Origin of the sequence: Actinobacillus pleuropneumoniae, assembly GCF_003290385.1 — a bacterium.
GTDB classification, from domain to species: domain Bacteria; phylum Pseudomonadota; class Gammaproteobacteria; order Enterobacterales; family Pasteurellaceae; genus Actinobacillus; species Actinobacillus lignieresii.
This window is the reverse complement of sequence record NZ_CP030753.1, coordinates 172,463-190,463: the sequence shown is the minus strand read 5'-3', so window position 1 is coordinate 190,463 and position 18,001 is coordinate 172,463. Positions and strand designations below refer to the sequence as shown.

The following is an 18,001-nucleotide window of genomic DNA, read 5'->3' as shown; positions in this document are numbered from 1 at the left end:
TCCCGTTTAAATTCTCGGTAAATTTAGATTAAATCGAATCGCTAATAAACGTATCACAATCACGGTAGCGACCGTGGCAATATCCACCCAGCGGCTTTCAACGCCGGCGGAATAGAACAACACAAAAATCACACCGCCGATAAGACTTGCCGTGACATACACTTCTTTTTGTAACACAATCGGCACTTCGTTACGCAAAATATCTCGAATAACCCCACCGAAACATCCGGTCATTCCGCCTAATGCAATCGCAATCAACGGATGTAAGCCGAAATCCAAGCCTTTTTGCACACCAATAACGGTAAACACGCCCAAACCAATCGCATCGAAAATCAGTAAACCGGTTTGCCACTCTTTTTTACTGAAATTATTTTTAAAAACCGCAGTGATAATTACCGCAAGAGTGATCATCAAAACATAAATCGGTTGCTTCATCCAAAAAACCGGCGTACTGCCGATCATCACATCACGCAACGTACCGCCGCCTACACCGGTCACAAACGCTAAAATGAACATACCGAAAATATCCATTTTATGTTGTCGAGCCGCGATTGCCCCGGATACGGCAAATACGATCGTGCCGATCAAATCTTGAATAAATAAGAATGACCAAGGAAAAGGCGGCAATAAGCTGTCGAATAAGTTAGTCATTTGATAACCCTTGACTCATTTTTTTCGCTTTCGCTCTAGCAATTGCCGCGGCGACTGTCGCCTTACGTGGGTCTTCCGCTTCCGTTGCCGTTACAACTTTTTCGGCATTTTCGACCGCTTGTAGCTGTTCTTGCTGAGTTGCTTTTTTCGCTTTAGCTCTGGCTAATGCTGCTGCGACCGCTGCTTTACGCGGGTCTTCCGTTTCTGTTGCGGTTGCAACTTTTCCGGTATTTTCAACCGCTTGCGCCTGTTCTTGCTGATCGGCTTGTTGTGCCGCTTTTTTCGCTTTGGCTCTGGCTAATGCTGCCGCGACCGCCGCTTTACGCGGATCTTCCGCTTCTGTTGCAGTTGCAACTTTTTCGGTATTTTCGACCGCTTGTTCCGGCGCTTGGGCTGCTTTTTTCGCTCTTGCACGCGCTAATGCGGCAGCAACCGCAGCTTTCTTAGGATCAGTCTCTTCTACTTGCTGCACAGTATTGATAGAAAGATTGTCATTTACTTCATTTTTAACTTCAGCCTGTTTTGCCAAACGTCTTGCTCGGCGTTGTGCCATTAATTCGCTATTATCCGGCTCGCCGTTTGCTTTAGCTTGTACAGGCTCTGCAGTTTGTGCTTCCGCTTTTTTTGCTTTGATTCGAGCCAAAGCGGCGGCTACCGGATCTTCACCGGCAGAATTTGCTATTTCTTCTCGGCGTTTATCCGCCGCTTGTGCGATACGTGCGGTTCGAGCGTCTTTTTCTTTTTGCAAGCGAGCTTCTCTCGCTTCAAAACGAGCTTTCGCCTCTTCCGCTTTTTTCGCTTTTTCTTCGATTTCCGTTATTTTTGCCTTTTCTTGGCGAAAATATTGAATCAGCGGAATATAACTTGGGCAAACGTAAGCGCAGACACCGCATTCGATACAGGCATCCAAATGGTATTCTTTTGACTTATCGTGATCTTCCGAGCGTGCATACCAGTAAAGCTGTTGCGGCAGTAACCCGACCGGACAAGCATCCGAGCAACTCGAACAACGAATACAACTGCGCTCAGGCTCCGGCGGCGCGTATTCAAAATGATCCGGCGCAATAATACAGTTTGCCGTTTTGGTAATCGGCGCTTGTAAGGATTGCAAAATAAAACCGGTCATCGGTCCGCCTAAAAACACCGGAAAACGGCTGTCCGCTTGATAATCGACCTGCTCCAATAAATGTTGAATCGGCGTTCCGAGTCTTGCCCACACATTGCCTTTATTGCGAATTTTATCGCCGGTTAGTGTTACCACGCGTTCAATTAACGGTTCATCGTCCATTACCGCACGTTTAACCGCAAACACCGTTCCGACATTGTGCATCACAATGCCCATTTCAATCGAACGTTTGCCTTGCGGAATTTCCAAACCGGTTAAAACCTGAACTAATTGATCGCTTGCACCGGACGGATAAATAGTCGGGATGACTCGTAACGTAATATCGTTCGAACCTTTTAAGGCTTTTTCTACCGCTTGGATCGCCTGCGGTTTATTATCCTCAATCGCTAACACCACTTCTTCCGGACGTAGCACGTAACGCAAAATACGAATCCCCTCAAGAAACTCGTGGGTATAATCCTGCATTAAACGGTCGTCACAAGTAATATACGGCTCGCACTCCGCACCGTTGATAATCAATACTTTGCAACGCTTATCCGCTAGGCTGAGTTTTGAAGCGGTCGGGAATACCGCACCGCCCAAACCGGCAATGCCGTATTGGTAAACTTTTTCGATAATTTGACCGCTTGTCAGCGTTAAAAAATCGTCAATCGGTCGGCGTTCAATCCATTCGTCTTTACCGTCCGTTTCAATAATCACGGTAATCTCGGGTAAACCGGACGGATGTGCCGACACATAAGGCTCGATACCGATAACCGTGCCCGATGTCGGTGCGTGTACCGGTAACTGGCGATAGTTATCGCCTTTGGTCAGCGGCTGTCCTTTTAATACGTTATCACCGACTTTAACCAAAAGTTCGCCCGCCCAACCCGAATGTTGCACAACCGGTACATAGAAAAATTTAGGCAAATGCAAACTGCGAATCGGTTTTTGATTCGATTGCTTTTTATTTTGCATCGGGTGAATCCCGCCCGGGAATTGCCATAATTCTCCGGATCGGTTGCCTTGGCGAATACGATCCAATACTGCTATCGCATTACTCATTTTTACCTCCGCCAATCACCAATTTTTTCTGTAACTCTGTCGTATTTACCACCGGAATGACTAAATTCTCGTCAAATTGCCAATTCCACGTTTTGGTTGTCGTTTGTTGTTTTACCATTTCAATACAATTTGTCGGGCAAGGCGCGACACATAATTCGCAACCGGTACATAAATCGGGAATGACCGTGTGCATCGCTTTATTGGTACCGATAATCGCATCAACCGGACAGGCTTGAATACATTTGGTACAGCCGATACACATATCTTCGTGGATTAACGCCACCTTTACTTCCGGCTCGGCAACGCCGTCCATCGCCGGTACTTCGACACCCAATAGATCCGCAATTTTTACCACCAGCGGCTGACCGCCCGGCACACATTTGGTAATTTGATCACCGTTTGCTATCGCTTCCGCATAGGGTTTGCATCCCGGATAACCGCATTGCCCGCATTGGCTTTGCGGTAACAACGCATCAATTTGCTCGACGATAGGATCGGCTTCAACTTTTAATTTGATCGACGAATAGCCCAAAATCGCACCGAAAATCAGTGCGATCACGGCAATCGCAATCAGGATATATACAATAATAGGAAATGCTAACATTAGATTTTTACCAAACCGGTGAAGCCCATAAAGGCAAGCGACATAAGCCCCGCCGTAATTAAAGCGATGGAAGCGCCTTGGAACGGACGCGGTACGTCCGCCGCCGCCAAACGCTCACGCAATGCGGCAAATAAAACCAATACCAAAGAAAAGCCTAACGCCGCACCAAAGCCGTAAAGTACCGATTCAACCAGATTATTGGAAAGATTTACGTTTAATAACGCAACACCGAGTACCGCGCAGTTAGTCGTGATTAACGGCAGATAAATACCGAGCAGACGGTATAAAGTCGGACTGGTTTTGTGGACGATCATTTCCGTTAATTGCACAATCACCGCAATAACTAAAATAAACACCAATGTACGTAAAAATTGCGCCTCTAAAGGAATTAATACGTAAGTTTCGACGAGATATGCCGACAACGAAGCGACGGTCAGCACGAAAGTGGTCGCCATCCCCATACCAATCGCGGTTTCCACTTTTTTAGACACCCCCATAAACGGACAAAGCCCTAAGAATTTTACTAGGACAAAGTTATTTATGAGTGCGGTACTGATAATTAAAAGAATGTAATCGACCATAGTATCCACAATAAAAGACAAAATAAAAATAAGCGGTTGTTTTTAGTGAAAATTTTGCAAGAATTCCGCAAAATCCTACCGCTTATTCTTTAGAAATTATTTATAAAAATGATGGTTATTATCCTGTTTTTTAGCCGTTCTAACAATAAAAAATATTAGGTATATGGACTTTTCTAAGCGAATCCGTACTGAAAATTATCTGCACAAGGTCCACAAAAATTTACAATCCGATATCCGCTTTATTTTTCCGTGACTTAGCAAATTACAATCCCCTCACGTTAAATTTTTCTATTTTCTTTTTTTAAAAATAAATTAATATTCACAATATATTGTGTTATTTAAAAAATACAGACACAACATATAGTAACATTTTTATAACAAATGAAAAACCTCAGATTTTGCTCGGAACAAATTGTTTGGCAAGAAGTGCCGCACGAAACCTCACTCGCCTTCTTAATTACCGGCTGCCCGTTAGGTTGTAAAGGCTGCCATAGTACAGAAAGCTGGAAGGTCGGAAGCGGTCAAATTTTGACAAAAAATTACCTCGCCGAGCAATTAAATAAATACCAAGGCTTAATCAGCTGCGTACTTTTTATGGGCGGCGAATGGCTACCCGAACAACTGATTCCGCTACTGAGTTACTGCAAACAAAGAGGGCTACAGACTTGCCTTTATACCGGGCTTGAACGAGATGAACTTTCCGCAGAGTTACTCTCGCAATTAACCTACCTAAAAACAGGGCGTTGGATTGCAGAAAGAGGCGGTTTAAACAGTCTTACCACCAATCAACGTTTTATCGATTTACGCACCGGCGAAAATCTCAATCACTTATTTATCAAGGGAGTTTAATTACATGATTCGCTTACAACCTAATCAACTTTCAGACAAATTAGGCTTTATCGATCATTATCTGCGCGCCAAAAATGCGGCGGACGGTTCCAAAATGGATGCGAATGCCAATGTTACGCAAAAAAATATTGCGACAATGGAAAACGAAATGATGAAAGACTTCTTTGTGCAAATTAATCGTGCCAAAGTGAGCAATAAAATTGCGGAATTATTTGATGAAGAACTTGCAGGCGAATATCTACGCCAAATTGAATCGCACGAAATTTATGTACACGATGAAACCAGTCTAAAACCTTATTGCGTATCGGTTACGATGTATCCTTTCTTGCGTGATGGCTTAACAAAGTTAGGCGGTGAATCTAAAGCACCAAAACATCTCGCATCATTCTGCGGTTCGTTTGTGAATTTCGTGTTTGCGGTCAGCTCACAATTTGCTGGTGCGGTTGCCACCGTTGAATTTCTTACGTATTTCGACTATTTCGCACGTAAAGATTTTGGTGATAACTATCTCGAAACCCACCGCAGTGAAATCGAAAACCACCTACAACAAGTGGTTTACAGCATTAACCAACCGGCTGCGGCTCGTGGTTACCAAAGCGTGTTTTGGAATATTTCACTATATGACAAACACTATTTTGAAGCGATGTTCGGTAATTTTGTGTTCCCTGATTTTGAACGCCCGAATTGGGAAACCACTGCGGCATTACAAATTTTCTTTATGAAATGGTTTAACCAAGAGCGTACTAAAGCGATTTTAACCTTCCCTGTGGTTACGGCGGCAATGCTGACTGAAAACGGCAAATGCAAAGACAACGAATTTGCCGATCAAATGGCGGAAGAGTTGTCACAGGGTAATTCATTCTTTATTTATCAATCGGATAATCCCGATTCACTTGCTTCTTGCTGCCGTTTACGTAATGAGATTTCAGATCATACCTTCTCTTATTCATTAGGTGCAGGCGGTGTGGCGACCGGTTCGATTAACGTCATTACTATTAATATGAACCGTTTAGTGCAAGATGGGCGTGACTTAGAAGAAGAAGTCGGCAAAATTCATAAATATCAATACGCTTATCGTAAATTAATGGAAGAATATTTAGCAGCGGGAATGCTACCGGTTTATGATGCGGGATTTATTTCTTTAGATAAACAATTCCTCACGATCGGTATTAACGGAATGGCGGAAGCAGCCGAATCACAAGGGCTAACTGTCGGTTATAATCCGGATTATATGCGGTTTGTACAAAGCCGTTTAAAAGTCATTTTTGAAGCAAATCAGACCGCTTCCAAAAAATATGGTGTGAAATTCAATACCGAATTTGTACCGGCGGAAAATCTCGGGGTAAAAAATGCGAAATGGGATAAAGCGGACGGCTATTTTGTACCTCGTGATTGCTACAACTCTTATTTCTATGTGGTTGAAGACGAAAACACCAATGCTTTGGATAAATTCTTACTGCACGGGAAAGAACTCATTGAGTGGCTAGATGGCGGCTCAGCGCTACACCTTAATTTAGATGAAGCACTTACTCAAAGTGGCTATCGCTCATTACTTGATATTGCAGCAAAAACCGGCTGTAACTACTTCTGTATCAACGTGAAAATTACAATTTGTAACGAATGTTCACATATTGATAAACGCACCTTATGCAGCTGCTCAAAATGCGGTTCACAAAATATCGACTACGGCACACGCGTGATCGGCTACTTAAAACGAGTATCCGCCTTCAGCTCCGCCCGACAAAAAGAACATAGCTTGCGTTTTTATCATAGAGAAGCGGCTTAACCCTCTCTGCAAAAATTGCCTGACGCAATTTTTACTGTCTCTCTCCCACAAGGGGAGAGAGTGTTTTCTATTGAAATAGTCGAACAAATATCAAAAGACTAAATAAAACTGAAATGCTGGCACCAGTGTCCTCACTAGTGCCTTTTCTTTTTGAAGCTTAACACCGCTTAAGAGGAAATAATACAAACGAGATACTTATACAATTCCCCCTCCTTAGCAAAGAGGGGTTAGGGGAGATTTGATAAGAAAAAAAATTATCGTGCTTTTGTAATCTGGTTGGTTCTCACATCAAACACATCCATTCCGCCAGCGAGGGCGGCTTGGATACCGAGATCTGCGTCTTCAAATACAAGACAATGTTTCGGTGCTACGCCTAAACGCTCGGCACAGAGTAAAAAAGTTTCCGGAGACGGTTTATGTTCTTTCACATCATCCGCATCAACAATCGCATTAAAATACGGGCGGAGGTTAAATTTATCGAGTAATTTATACGCCTGAATACGGTGAGCGCCGGTGCCGACCGCCAATGGCTTTTTGCCCGAATAGTGTTGGATAATTTCAAATGCGGGTAGCAATGAAGAATGTTCATAGGTGAGATCCATCGCAATTTTACGCTTCATTTGCACCACTTCTTCCAGCAATTCCATCGGCATATTTGCTCGTTGCATAATTTCACGTCCGATGGTGTAAGTGGTTGCACCGCCTAGCTCGTACATTACCGAGCTATCCACTTGATAGCCAAAATGTTCGCCGGTAATCTCCCACGCCTTCGCATGGCTTGGCATCGTATCAATAATAGTGCCGTCCATATCAAAGATAAGAGCCTGATACTGATCCAAAATTTCTGTACTGACTAACATCGCTTTCTCCTAAATACGTTCTTTAATACCGCCAAATTCTTCAATCATTTTTTGCGTAAATAATTTAAGTTCTTCGGTCATTAACAAGAAGTCCGCATCGAAACGTTGAGCAATATCTTCTTTTAAAATATCGTCATTTTTCTCACGCACTTCATCGGCAAATTTCACACGGGAAAGCGTAGCATCTTCATTTAATACGCACGAGAAATGGTTCTCCCAATCAATTGCAAGTTTTGTGACAAATTTGCCCGCTTGTAAATGTTGAGCGATCTCTTCGCTTTCCAGATCTTGGCGTTTGCAACGAATTACGCTGTCTGTGTCAAACGATTTCAGTTCGGCTTCTTCTAATAAATTTAACCAATTCGGCGTATGTCCTTTGGCAATCCAGTTCGTCATCACTTCACTTGGCAATAAAGCAAATGAAATAGGTACAACAGGTAACGATCCTAATGTTTTACGCAATAATGCGAGCGTATCCTCCGCTCGTTTGCTTGAGCCTGCATCAACATAAACGAGCTGGGCATCTAAATCCAACCAAATTGCGGTAAATTGATGTTTACTAAATGCTCGAGGCAACAACACTGCCACCACATCATCTTTGATCGCCTGTTTTTCGGTTTTCTTGAGCTTACGGGCTTCTTTTTCTTCTAAAACGGCAATACGCTCTTCCGTTTCTTTTTTAATCACATTCGCCGGTAATAACTTATCTTCTTTATGCGAAACCAACAAAAACTGTTTGCTCTGAGAAAAATGTAATAATTCCGAGCCGGAAAGCGGACTCGACCAACCGAATTTACTCATATCGCTTTGCGAACAAGGGCTAAATTTGGTGTGTCGCAGTTGCTCTTCCAGAGAACTACTTTCCAACGAAAGCGGCGAAGTCAGGCGATAAATCATGACATTTTTGAACCAGAACATTTTTATGATCCTTTTAGAGTGTTAGAATGGGCAAAATTCTAACAGATTTCTCTTTTGGGCTCTAATCAAATCTCCCCTTCCTTTTTTCTAAAAAAGGGAATTTTAGGGCTGATTGGAGAACCGCTCCCCTCTTTTATAAAGAGGGGCTGGGGGAGATTTTTATGAGGGTAAAAATGAATCATCAAAAACTTGCCTTTATCGGCACCGGCAATATGGCATACGCCATCATTCAAGGCCTACTCAAAAGCCATTATCCCGCCTCGCAAATTATCGCTTGCAACAAAAGCAATTTAGCTCGCCGGGCGGAATTACAAGCGGTCGGAATTGCGACAAATTTTACCAATCGTGAAGCAGTTGAACAGGCGGAAGTCGTAGTGTTAGCGGTCAAACCGCAAATGATGGCGGAAGTTTGTAGTGAATTTTCAACGGTGGATTTTTCCAATAAAACCGTGATTTCTGTCGCAGCGGGGATTTCAGTTGCCCGTTTAGAGCAGCTTTTACCAACAGCAAAAAATATTATCCGCACCATGCCAAATACACCTTCGCTGATTGGCGAAGGAATGACCGGGTTATTTGCAAAAAAATCGGTAAATTCGACCGCTTGTCAATTTGCCGAGAGCCTAATGTCCGCAGTCGGGAAATGCTATTGGGTCGAACAAGAGCAACAAATCAATCATATTATTGCCGTAACAGGCTCAAGCCCGGCGTATTTCTTCCGTTTTATGGAAGCGATGCAACAAAATGCAATGCAAATGGGGTTTAGTGAAGCGGATGCACGTTTGTTGGTGCAACAAGCGGCGTTAGGCGCTGCCAAATTAGTCGAAGCAAATCCGAATACTTCACTTGCTATACTACGAGAGAACGTGACCTCAAAAGGCGGAACAACGGCACAAGCCTTAGCGGTATTTGAACGGCACAAATTAACCGAAACGGTCGATCAAGCAATGCAAGCGGCTATTCAGCGTGCGGAGGAAATGGAGCAGCAGCTATGATCAAGCTAACGCCGTTCCAATGGTCGGCATTTAATTTCTTCGGCTTCTTTTGTGCCTACGGGGTATTTTTACCATTCCTACCAGTCTGGTTAAAACAGTATGGATACAGTACTGAAATAATTGGTTTACTCGCCTCCTTCGGTTATTTGTTTCGCTTTGCCGGCGGAATGTTAGCTTCACAGCAAGTGAAATCGCCCAACCAATTAATCCCTACGGCTCGTATTCTCACATTACTGAATCTGATTGTGATCGTTGTTATTGTGTGGTCGGCGGAATCGATTTGGTTACTATTCCCTGCCCTAATGCTGTTCCATATTTTTAACGCCGGTGCAATGCCAATCGGCGACAGTATCGCTTCGCTTTGGCAACAACAAGTCGGTATTGATTACGGCAAAGCCCGTTTATTCGGCTCAATTGCTTTTGTGGTCGGTTCATTAAGCACAGGCTATTTAACCGGTTGGCTAGGGGAAGGTTCAATTATTTGGATTATGTTCTCTTTCTTTATCTTATTAGGTTGTGGGCAATTACTTACACCTAAAGTTAGCTTTGAAAATCAACAAGATAAGAAATCTTCATCAAATCTCAGCTATTGGCAAATACTCAAAGAACCGACTACGCTACGTATGATGCTTGCCGTGTCGTTAATTCTTGGCTCACATGCCGCTTACTATACTTATAGTACGATTCACTGGTCGGCTGCCGGTATCTCCACCCAAACCAGCAGCTTGTTATGGGGCTTTGCGGTATGTACCGAAATTCTGTTTTTCTTATTTTCCAACCGCTTGTTTAAATCATGGCGTATTGCACATTTGATGATGATTGCAAGCGTTATAGCGATTATTCGTTGGTCAATTTTAGCTTCAACCACTGAAATTACTTTATTAGTGATCTCACAAACGTTCCATGCCATCACGTTCGGTATGGCGCACTATGCGATGATTCGTTATATTTCCGCCCAAAGTCCGGAAAAAATCACTAAATTACAAGGTTTATATTTTGCGTTATCGAATTGTGGCTTTACCGCTATTTTTACCTTCGTATCAGGTATGCTCTATCAAGATATGCCGAATTTTGCTTTCTGGCTGATGGCGATTATTGCGGTGCCGGCAATTTTTATCGTGCCGAAAAAATTTAATACGACATTACGTTAATCTAAAAAATAAGCGGTCATTTTTTGCTAAAAACTAACAAAAAACGACCGCTTATGTATTGTAAACAATCACTTATTTTAATTGTTCTTCGATAACACCGCCGCCTAAGCACACTTCGCCTTGATAGAAGACTGCTGATTGTCCCGGGGTTACCGCAATTTGCGGTTCATCAAAAATCACGCGAATCGTATCATCATCTATCGGCTGAATTTCACACGCGATATCCGTTTGGCGATAACGTGTTTTTACCGTGCAACGTAGATTTTCACGAATCGGCTGACGATCCACCCAGTGTAGCTGAGTTGCGATTAAACCGCTTGAAAGTAATGCCGAATTATCATGACCTTGTGCTACGACTAACACATTATTAATCAGGTCTTTTTCCACCACATAAAACGGATCTTCGCTCAAGCCTTTCACACCACCGATCCCTAAGCCTTTACGCTGACCGAGGGTGTGATACATTAAACCGTCATGACGACCGACAACTTTACCGTCCACCGTTCTGATTTCGCCCGGTTGTGCCGGTAAATAACGTGCTAAGAAATCTTTAAATTTACGTTCGCCGATAAAACAAATGCCGGTCGAATCTTTTTTCTTGGCTGTGGCTAAACCGAGATCTTCGGCAATTTGGCGAACAATCGGCTTTTCAATATCCCCAACCGGGAACAAGCTCTGCCCTACTTGCTTATGGCTTAGTGTGTAAAGGAAATAACTTTGATCTTTATTTGCATCTAAACCACGCAATAATTGTGCGTTATTGTCATCTCCGCTACGGCGTACGTAATGGCCGGTCGCAATATAATCCGCACCTAAATCTTCCGCCGCATATTCTAAAAATGCTTTAAATTTGATTTCTTTATTACACAGAATATCCGGATTCGGCGTACGCCCCGCTTTATATTCATTTAAGAAATGCTCAAAAACATTGTCCCAATATTCTGCAGCAAAGTTGATTTTGTGCAGCTTCATATCTAATTTATCCGCCACCGCTTGAGCATCGGCTAAATCCGCTGCAGCAGTACAGTAATCGGTATCATCATCTTCTTCCCAGTTTTTCATAAACAGGCCTTCAACTTGATAGCCTTGCTGTTGCAAAATAAAGGCAGATACTGATGAATCTACGCCACCGGACATTCCAATAATCACTTTCTTTTTCGCATTCTCCGCTAATTGCTCAGCGGTTAATTTAGCAAAGTGAGTATCATAAGTTTTTGAGCTAAGTTGAGTTTGATTTGTCATAATTCTCCCGTAACTTCGGTTAAGGCGAAGCACATTGGTTAATATTAAATAAAATACAAGCGGTGAAAAAATTAAAAATTTTTGCTTTTCACCGCTTGCTATGAATCTCCCCTACCCCCTCTTTTCAAAAGAGGGGGACTATAACTGAGCATAAATAGATAACAAAGCTATCATTAATCAAAGAAAACGCCCCTCTTTAATAAAGAGGGGATGGGGGAGATTTTAAAATTATTTTACTTCGTAAAATTGCGGTTCTTTACTGAAGCGTGCCACCTCTTCAGGATCCGCCGTACCGTCCGCCATTTTTGCTTTCAGATTGTCGCACGGCTCTTCGCAGTCACACATTTTTTTCATCCCTAAAGCAGTAATACCACCGCAGCTGCCTTTGATTGTTTTTCCTTTTACGATAAAACCAATCGACATCGCAAAAATTACGGCAATAAAAAAGCCGAAAGTAATTAATAATGTTTCCATTGTTTACTCCAATTATTTTTGGTTAATTAATTTTTCAAATTCACGAGACATTTTAGTTTCAAATGCCTCGCCGTTCTTGATAATCAGAAATACTGCTAACTTTTCACGTTCAGCCACTTCTAACGCTTTTTCCGGCCCTAACACGAATAAACCGGTTGATAAACCGTCCGCCGTCATTGTGGTCGGGGCAAATACGGTAATCGAAGCCAATTTATGAATAACCGGACGTAATTCTTTCGGATTAATAATGTGCGAAAGACGATTACCTTGTTCATCTTCAAAATAATTGCGGTAATTACCGGAAGTCGCCATACCCAAATTATGTAACGGAACGGTAATTTGTGCCGCTTGCCCTTGTGCTAAAGTCGGTTGCTCAATCGCAATACGCCAATCGACACCTTGTAAATTTTTCCCTTTACCACGCAACTCGCCGCCGATTTCCACTAAGTAATTGGCTAAACCGAGGCTTTCGAGATATTCCGCTAATTTATCTACGCCAAAACCTTTCGCAATAGAAGACAGATCTAAATATAAATTAGGCACTGATTTCATCAGTGAGTTATCACTTACACTTAATTTCTCAATCCCTACACTCGGTGCAAGAGCAGCAATCTGTTCTGCACTCGGTGATTGATTTAAGCGTTTATCCGGACCGAATCCCCATAAATTGACCAGCTTACCAACCGTAACATCCAACGCACCTTCAGTTACCCGATTTAACCGAATAGCTTCACGCACAACCTTAGCAAAATCAGGCGAAATTTGCACTGCCTTATTTACCTCTTGCATCGCATTAAATCGGCTGATTTGCGAATCCGGCTGATAAGTGGACATTTCATTATTAACTTGCTTAAGCAAATCATCTAATGTTTTTTGGACTTCCTCAGGTTTTTGAAGGTTTTGTAACTCACCGTTATCAATATATTTAACCGTATAAGTGGTACCCATCGTTTTACCTTTTAAGGTAATTTGCTCCGGAGCTTTGTTACAAGCGGTTAAAAAAATTGCCGATATTGCAAAAATTAAAATAGATTTAAGTTTCAAATTAAACCTCTTTATTTTAGTGCGTAAGATTTTTAAACAAGTCAATCTGCCCGCCCTTATAAATTAAAATTACTATTGAAAAAGCCTGTAAAAACAAACCTTTTCACTAATAATTTAAAGCACTTCAAGCGGTGTGATTTACAAAAGACTTTGCAAATCACACCGCTTGTAAATCAGGGTACATTTACCCTCTGTTCTATTTGGTATTAACCACCGAAATCATCTAATAAGATGTTTTCGTCTTCAACACCTAAGCTCTTCAGCATACCGATTACCGCTGCATTCATCACCGGTGGACCACACATATAGTATTCACAGTCTTCCGGTGCTTCATGATTTTTCAGATAGTTTTCATAAAGTACATTGTGAATAAAGCCTGTATAACCTGTCCAGTTATCTTCCGGTAACGCATCTGAAAGTGCTACGTGCCATACGAAGTTATCGTTTTCGGCCGCTAATTGGTCGAAGTCTTCTTGGTAGAAGATTTCACGTTTAGAACGAGCACCATACCAGAATGACATTTTACGTTTAGATTTTAAACGTTTTAATTGGTCAAAGATATGCGAACGCATTGGCGCCATACCTGCACCACCACCGATAAACACCATTTCGTTGTCGGTTTCTTTCGCGAAGAATTCACCGAACGGACCGGAAATCGTTACTTTATCACCCGGTTTTAATGACCAAATGTATGAAGACATTTGACCCGGTGGAACATCTGGGTTACGTGGAGGAGGCGTTGCAATACGCACATTTAACATAATAATGCCTTTCTCTTCCGGATATGAAGCCATTGAATAAGCACGAATAATATGCTCGTCCACTTTTGATACATAACGCCATAAGTTAAATTTATCCCAGTCTTCGTGATATTCTTTCGGAATATCGAAGTCTTTATAATTAACCGTATGCGGATCCGCTTCAATTTGGATATAACCACCCGCACGGAAAGGTACTTCTTCGCCTTCAGGAATTTGAAGTTTAAGCTCTTTGATGAAGGTTGCTTTGTTATCGTTAGAAATAACGGTACATTCCCATTTTTTCACACCAAAGATTTCTTCCGGAAGTTCAACATCCATTGAAGATTTCACGTTTACCTGACACGCTAAACGCCAACCTTCTTTCGCTTCTTTCTTAGAAATGTGCGATAACTCGGTTGGAAGAATTTCACCGCCGCCGGATTTTACTTGTACTTTACATTGACCGCATGAGCCGCCGCCGCCGCAAGCTGACGATACGAAAATACCTTTGCTCGCTAAAGCACCAAGTAATTTACCACCCGCCGGAAGCGTAATGCCTTTTTCCGGATCGTTGTTGATCGAGATGGTAATATCACCTGAATCGACTAATTTTGATTTAGCGAAAAGAATGATCACCGCAAGCACTAATACCAGAGCAGTAAATGCGATAATACCGAAAATAAAATTACTATCCACGATACGCTCCTTATAATTGAATGCCCGAGAATGACATGAAACCTAACGCCATTAAACCTACAGTGATAAAGGTAATACCTAAACCACGTAAACCAGCCGGAACGTCAGAATATTTCATTTTTTCCGTTAAACCTGCAAGCGCAACGATTGCTAACATCCAACCCGTACCGGCACCGAGACCGTAAACCACCGATTCCGTGAAGTTATATTCACGTTGAACCATAAACGATACGCCACCGAAGATTGCACAGTTTACGGTAATCAACGGTAAGAAGATCCCTAATGCACTATATAATGCCGGAAAGAACTTATCCAAAATCATTTCTAAGATTTGAACAAGCGCCGCAATCACACCGATGAACGTGATGAAGTTTAAGAAACTTAAATCCACACCTTCAACAAGTGCGCCGTCTTTTAATACGTGAGTATAAACTAATTGGTTAGCCGGTACCGCAATACCTAATACGACGATTACCGCAATACCTAAACCAAAAGCAGTTGAAACTTTCTTAGACACCGCAAGGAATGTACACATACCAAGGAAGAAAGAAAGTGCCATATTCTCAATGAATACGGACTTAACAAATAGACTTAAATAATGTTCCATCTTATTTCTCCACTTGCTCCGGTTTCCAGGTACGGATTCCCCAAATCACAAAACCGATAATGAAGAACGCACTTGGTGCCAATAAGAATAAGCCGTTTGCTTGATACCAACCGCCGTCTTGAACGGTTTGTAGGATAGTTACGCCGAAAAGTTTACCCGAACCGATTAGTTCACGTAAAAACGCTACGATAATTAACATCGCACCGTAACCTAAACCGTTACCGATACCGTCAACGAAACTTTCTACCGGACCGGATTTCATTGCAAACGCTTCCGCGCGCCCCATTACGATACAGTTAGTAATGATAAGACCTACGAAAACAGAAAGCTGTTTTGACAGTTCATACGCATACGCACGTAAAATTTGGTCAACTAAGATTACAAGTGATGCAATGATAGCCATTTGTACAATGATACGGATACTATTCGGAATATAGTTCCGAATCATTGAAATAAACATACTGGAGAAAGCAGTAACTAAACTTACCGCAATCGCCATTACTACCGCTGTTTGTAACTGAGTAGTTACCGCTAATGCAGAACAGATACCCAAGATCTGCAATGCAATCGGGTTGTTATCCGCGATTGGAGATAACAATAACTTTTTAAGATTGTTACTCGCCATTAGTTAGCTCCCATTGCTGCTTTAAATTTCGCTAAATACGGACCGAAGCCGTTAGCACCGAACCAATATTTAAATGAGCCGTCCACACCGTTTGACGTTAAGGTCGCACCCGATAAACCGTCAATACCGTGATCTTTATCTTCCGAAGCACCTTTAGCTACGGTTAATGCCACTTCATTGTTTGCATTGAATAATTTCTTACCTACAAAGTTTTTCTGCCAGTTAGGGTTAGCGATTTCGCCACCGAGACCCGCCGTTTCACCTTGTTCATAGTAAGTAATACCGTTTACCGTATTTGCGTCAGGTTGAACCGCAACAAAGCCGTACATAATAGACCATAAGCCGTTACCGTACATAGGAAGTACCACTTGGTTTACTTTGCCCGCTTCGTCTTTTACTAAATAAACTTCCGCATATTTAGCTCGTACTTTGATATTCGCTTTATCGTCAGCCGGATTGATCGCTACGTTTTGCGCAGGATCTTTCGCCGCTGCTTTCGCATCAAAGTTTTTTACACCTTCAACATAATCGCCGGTCGCTAAATCAACGATTTTCGGCTCGATGAATTTCGCATAGGTTTCTTGCACATTTGTATTTGGCTGCATTAAACCTGCCGCTTGTAAAATATTTTTTTGTTTATCAAGCACTTTCTGAATATCTTGCGTAGGTTTAAGCAATACTGCCGCACCCGCTACAATAAGAGAACAGATTAAACTTAATAACACAACAACGGTTAAAGTACCGCTTACGCTATCTTTATTAAATTTAGCCATTTTTATGCCGCCTTCGCTTTTCTACGTTTGATGTTGCCTTGAACTACTAAGTAGTCGAAGATCGGAGCAAATAAGTTAGCGAATAAAATTGCTAACATCATACCTTCCGGATATGCAGGGTTTGCTACACGGATAACAACACACATCACACCGATTAACGCACCGTACCACCATTTACCTTTGTTGGTAAATGCCGCAGATACGGGGTCTGTCGCCATAAAGAACATACCTAATGCGAAACCGCCTAACACTAAGTGCCAATGCCATGGCATTGAGAATAGCGGATTTGTGTCCGAACCGATTAAGTTGAATACGGTTGCCGTTGCCGCCATACCCACCATCACGCCGGCAATAATTCGCCATGAAGCGATACGTGTAAAGACGATAATCGCCGCACCGATAATTAACATTAATGTCGATACTTCGCCGATTGAACCCGGAATGTTACCTAAGAATGCGTCCATCCAAGTAATTTCTTGACCGGTTACCACGTGTTTAAGCGCACCTTGACCGCCTTGCGCCCATTGTGAAAGCGCCGTTGCACCGGAGAAACCGTCTGCGGCCGTCCACACTAAATCGCCTGAAATCTGTGCCGGATAAGCAAAGAATAAAAACGCACGACCCGCTAATGCCGGGTTCATAAAGTTTTTACCTACGCCACCGAACACTTCTTTTGCAACTACCACACCAAATGTTGCAGCAAGTGCTGCTTGCCATAATGGTAGAGTCGGCGGAACAATTAAGGCTAATAAGATAGAAGTAACAAAGAAACCTTCGTTAATTTCATGCTTACGCACCATGGCAAATACAACTTCCCAGAAACCACCTACTAAGAAAATGGTTAAGTAGATTGGAAGGAAATAAGTTGCACCAAGGAACATTTTACTGCACCAACCTGCATCAGCCGTTAACGTTGCACCTAACGCATCAGCAAAGCCATAATGCCAGTTATTTGCAATCGTATCAGCTAATGTACCTAAATGATTTGTTGCTAATAACGCTTGATGGCCAACGTTATACATCCCCCAGAACATTGCCGGGAATAACGCTAACCATACGATAATCATCATACGTTTAGAATCTAACGCATCACGTACGTGTGAATCTTTACGAGTCACTGTACCTGGTGTATAGAGAATGGTATATGTCGCTTCAAAAAGCGTGTACCATTTCTCATATTTTCCACCTTTGTGAAACGCAGGTTCCATCTTTTCAAAAAGATTTTTTAAACCCATTTT

At 42.3% G+C, this 18,001-nt stretch carries 18 protein-coding genes; 4 read left to right on the top strand and 14 right to left on the bottom strand.

Going from position 1 to position 18,001, the window contains the following annotated elements; translation table 11 throughout:
• Positions 1–6: 6 nt before the first annotated feature.
• Genes DRF63_RS00875 through rsxA form a run of 4 tightly spaced genes read right to left on the bottom strand, consistent with a single transcriptional unit; the run spans position 7 to position 4,006 of the window.
• On the bottom strand, positions 7–651 hold the full coding sequence (locus tag DRF63_RS00875; RefSeq protein ID WP_005595904.1) for a trimeric intracellular cation channel family protein: 645 nt from the start codon (positions 649–651) through the stop codon (positions 7–9).
• The gene (gene rsxC / locus DRF63_RS00870) at positions 644–2,821 is read right to left on the bottom strand and encodes an electron transport complex subunit RsxC (RefSeq protein ID WP_005595902.1); all 2,178 of its coding nucleotides are present in this window, start codon (positions 2,819–2,821) and stop codon (positions 644–646) included. The genes DRF63_RS00875 and rsxC overlap by 8 nt, the downstream gene beginning before the upstream one ends.
• Entirely contained in the window at positions 2,814–3,425 is a 612-nt protein-coding gene (rsxB, locus tag DRF63_RS00865) for an electron transport complex subunit RsxB (protein WP_005595899.1), read from the bottom strand. The genes rsxC and rsxB overlap by 8 nt, the downstream gene beginning before the upstream one ends.
• Positions 3,425–4,006 carry an electron transport complex subunit RsxA gene (gene rsxA, locus DRF63_RS00860; protein WP_005595894.1) on the bottom strand — a complete coding sequence of 194 codons (582 nt, stop codon included), beginning with the start codon at positions 4,004–4,006 and terminating at the stop codon, positions 3,425–3,427. The genes rsxB and rsxA overlap by 1 nt, the downstream gene beginning before the upstream one ends.
• A 381-nt stretch (positions 4,007–4,387) precedes the next feature.
• Here rsxA and nrdG point away from each other — a divergent pair, with 381 nt between their 5' ends.
• Together nrdG and nrdD are read left to right on the top strand one after the other, a co-directional pair.
• Positions 4,388–4,855 carry an anaerobic ribonucleoside-triphosphate reductase activating protein gene (nrdG, locus tag DRF63_RS00855; protein WP_005595893.1) on the top strand — a complete coding sequence of 156 codons (468 nt, stop codon included), beginning with the start codon at positions 4,388–4,390 and terminating at the stop codon, positions 4,853–4,855.
• Positions 4,856–4,859: 4 nt separating this feature from the next.
• Complete coding sequence (gene nrdD / locus DRF63_RS00850; RefSeq protein ID WP_005595892.1) at positions 4,860–6,641, top strand: anaerobic ribonucleoside-triphosphate reductase; 1,782 nt, start codon at positions 4,860–4,862, stop codon at positions 6,639–6,641.
• 254 nt (positions 6,642–6,895) lie between these two features.
• Here the strand turns inward: nrdD and DRF63_RS00845 are convergent, their stop codons facing one another.
• Both DRF63_RS00845 and rdgC read right to left on the bottom strand, forming a co-directional pair.
• Positions 6,896–7,501: a beta-phosphoglucomutase family hydrolase gene (locus DRF63_RS00845; RefSeq protein WP_005595891.1), complete on the bottom strand. Its 606-nt coding sequence runs from the start codon at positions 7,499–7,501 to the stop codon at positions 6,896–6,898.
• A gap of 9 nt (positions 7,502–7,510) precedes the next feature.
• Positions 7,511–8,419, bottom strand: a complete 909-nt coding sequence (rdgC, locus tag DRF63_RS00840) for a recombination-associated protein RdgC (RefSeq protein ID WP_043991710.1) — start codon at positions 8,417–8,419, stop codon at positions 7,511–7,513.
• 173 nt (positions 8,420–8,592) lie between these two features.
• Here rdgC and proC point away from each other — a divergent pair, with 173 nt between their 5' ends.
• Entirely contained in the window at positions 8,593–9,411 is an 819-nt protein-coding gene (gene proC, locus DRF63_RS00835; RefSeq protein ID WP_005595881.1) for a pyrroline-5-carboxylate reductase, read from the top strand.
• Positions 9,408–10,562, top strand: a complete 1,155-nt coding sequence (locus tag DRF63_RS00830; RefSeq protein ID WP_005595879.1) for a 3-phenylpropionate MFS transporter — start codon at positions 9,408–9,410, stop codon at positions 10,560–10,562. The genes proC and DRF63_RS00830 overlap by 4 nt, the downstream gene beginning before the upstream one ends.
• Positions 10,563–10,634: 72 nt before the next feature.
• On the opposite strand, the gene mnmA is transcribed toward DRF63_RS00830, so the two are convergent.
• From mnmA to DRF63_RS00790, 8 genes are all read right to left on the bottom strand, one after another.
• Positions 10,635–11,804, bottom strand: coding sequence for a tRNA 2-thiouridine(34) synthase MnmA (mnmA, locus tag DRF63_RS00825; protein WP_005595877.1), 1,170 nt, complete (start codon positions 11,802–11,804; stop codon positions 10,635–10,637).
• Positions 11,805–12,032: 228 nt separating this feature from the next.
• A complete protein-coding gene (gene nqrM, locus DRF63_RS00820; RefSeq protein WP_005595875.1) occupies positions 12,033–12,278 on the bottom strand; it encodes a (Na+)-NQR maturation NqrM in 246 nt (81 codons plus the stop codon).
• A gap of 12 nt (positions 12,279–12,290) precedes the next feature.
• Positions 12,291–13,322: an FAD:protein FMN transferase gene (locus DRF63_RS00815; RefSeq protein WP_005595871.1), complete on the bottom strand. Its 1,032-nt coding sequence runs from the start codon at positions 13,320–13,322 to the stop codon at positions 12,291–12,293.
• 206 nt (positions 13,323–13,528) lie between these two features.
• Entirely contained in the window at positions 13,529–14,758 is a 1,230-nt protein-coding gene (gene nqrF / locus DRF63_RS00810; protein WP_005595870.1) for an NADH:ubiquinone reductase (Na(+)-transporting) subunit F, read from the bottom strand.
• Positions 14,759–14,768: 10 nt separating this feature from the next.
• Positions 14,769–15,365, bottom strand: a complete 597-nt coding sequence (nqrE, locus tag DRF63_RS00805; RefSeq protein WP_005595869.1) for an NADH:ubiquinone reductase (Na(+)-transporting) subunit E — start codon at positions 15,363–15,365, stop codon at positions 14,769–14,771.
• A 1-nt stretch (position 15,366) separates the two neighbouring features.
• Positions 15,367–15,990, bottom strand: a complete 624-nt coding sequence (locus tag DRF63_RS00800; RefSeq protein WP_005595868.1) for an NADH:ubiquinone reductase (Na(+)-transporting) subunit D — start codon at positions 15,988–15,990, stop codon at positions 15,367–15,369.
• Complete coding sequence (locus DRF63_RS00795; RefSeq protein WP_005595866.1) at positions 15,990–16,763, bottom strand: Na(+)-translocating NADH-quinone reductase subunit C; 774 nt, start codon at positions 16,761–16,763, stop codon at positions 15,990–15,992. The genes DRF63_RS00800 and DRF63_RS00795 overlap by 1 nt, the downstream gene beginning before the upstream one ends.
• 2 nt (positions 16,764–16,765) lie before the next feature.
• Entirely contained in the window at positions 16,766–17,998 is a 1,233-nt protein-coding gene (locus tag DRF63_RS00790) for an NADH:ubiquinone reductase (Na(+)-transporting) subunit B (RefSeq protein WP_005595864.1), read from the bottom strand.
• Positions 17,999–18,001: the final 3 nt, after the last annotated feature.

What these genes read in the sequence shown, in the direction of transcription:
- DRF63_RS00795 (WP_005595866.1), bottom strand. Translation starts at nt 16,763, where the DNA reads ATGGCTAAATTTAATAAAGATAGCGTAAGCGGTACTTTAACCGTTGTT.
- rdgC (WP_043991710.1), bottom strand. Translation starts at nt 8,419, where the DNA reads ATGTTCTGGTTCAAAAATGTCATGATTTATCGCCTGACTTCGCCGCTT.
- nqrM (WP_005595875.1), bottom strand. Translation starts at nt 12,278, where the DNA reads ATGGAAACATTATTAATTACTTTCGGCTTTTTTATTGCCGTAATTTTT.
- nrdG (WP_005595893.1), top strand. Translation starts at nt 4,388, where the DNA reads ATGAAAAACCTCAGATTTTGCTCGGAACAAATTGTTTGGCAAGAAGTG.
- DRF63_RS00800 (WP_005595868.1), bottom strand. Translation starts at nt 15,990, where the DNA reads ATGGCGAGTAACAATCTTAAAAAGTTATTGTTATCTCCAATCGCGGAT.
- DRF63_RS00830 (WP_005595879.1), top strand. Translation starts at nt 9,408, where the DNA reads ATGATCAAGCTAACGCCGTTCCAATGGTCGGCATTTAATTTCTTCGGC.
- nqrE (WP_005595869.1), bottom strand. Translation starts at nt 15,365, where the DNA reads ATGGAACATTATTTAAGTCTATTTGTTAAGTCCGTATTCATTGAGAAT.
- DRF63_RS00845 (WP_005595891.1), bottom strand. Translation starts at nt 7,501, where the DNA reads ATGTTAGTCAGTACAGAAATTTTGGATCAGTATCAGGCTCTTATCTTT.
- proC (WP_005595881.1), top strand. Translation starts at nt 8,593, where the DNA reads ATGAATCATCAAAAACTTGCCTTTATCGGCACCGGCAATATGGCATAC.
- DRF63_RS00875 (WP_005595904.1), bottom strand. Translation starts at nt 651, where the DNA reads ATGACTAACTTATTCGACAGCTTATTGCCGCCTTTTCCTTGGTCATTC.
- nrdD (WP_005595892.1), top strand. Translation starts at nt 4,860, where the DNA reads ATGATTCGCTTACAACCTAATCAACTTTCAGACAAATTAGGCTTTATC.
- rsxA (WP_005595894.1), bottom strand. Translation starts at nt 4,006, where the DNA reads ATGGTCGATTACATTCTTTTAATTATCAGTACCGCACTCATAAATAAC.
- mnmA (WP_005595877.1), bottom strand. Translation starts at nt 11,804, where the DNA reads ATGACAAATCAAACTCAACTTAGCTCAAAAACTTATGATACTCACTTT.
- rsxC (WP_005595902.1), bottom strand. Translation starts at nt 2,821, where the DNA reads ATGAGTAATGCGATAGCAGTATTGGATCGTATTCGCCAAGGCAACCGA.
- rsxB (WP_005595899.1), bottom strand. Translation starts at nt 3,425, where the DNA reads ATGTTAGCATTTCCTATTATTGTATATATCCTGATTGCGATTGCCGTG.
- DRF63_RS00790 (WP_005595864.1), bottom strand. Translation starts at nt 17,998, where the DNA reads ATGGGTTTAAAAAATCTTTTTGAAAAGATGGAACCTGCGTTTCACAAA.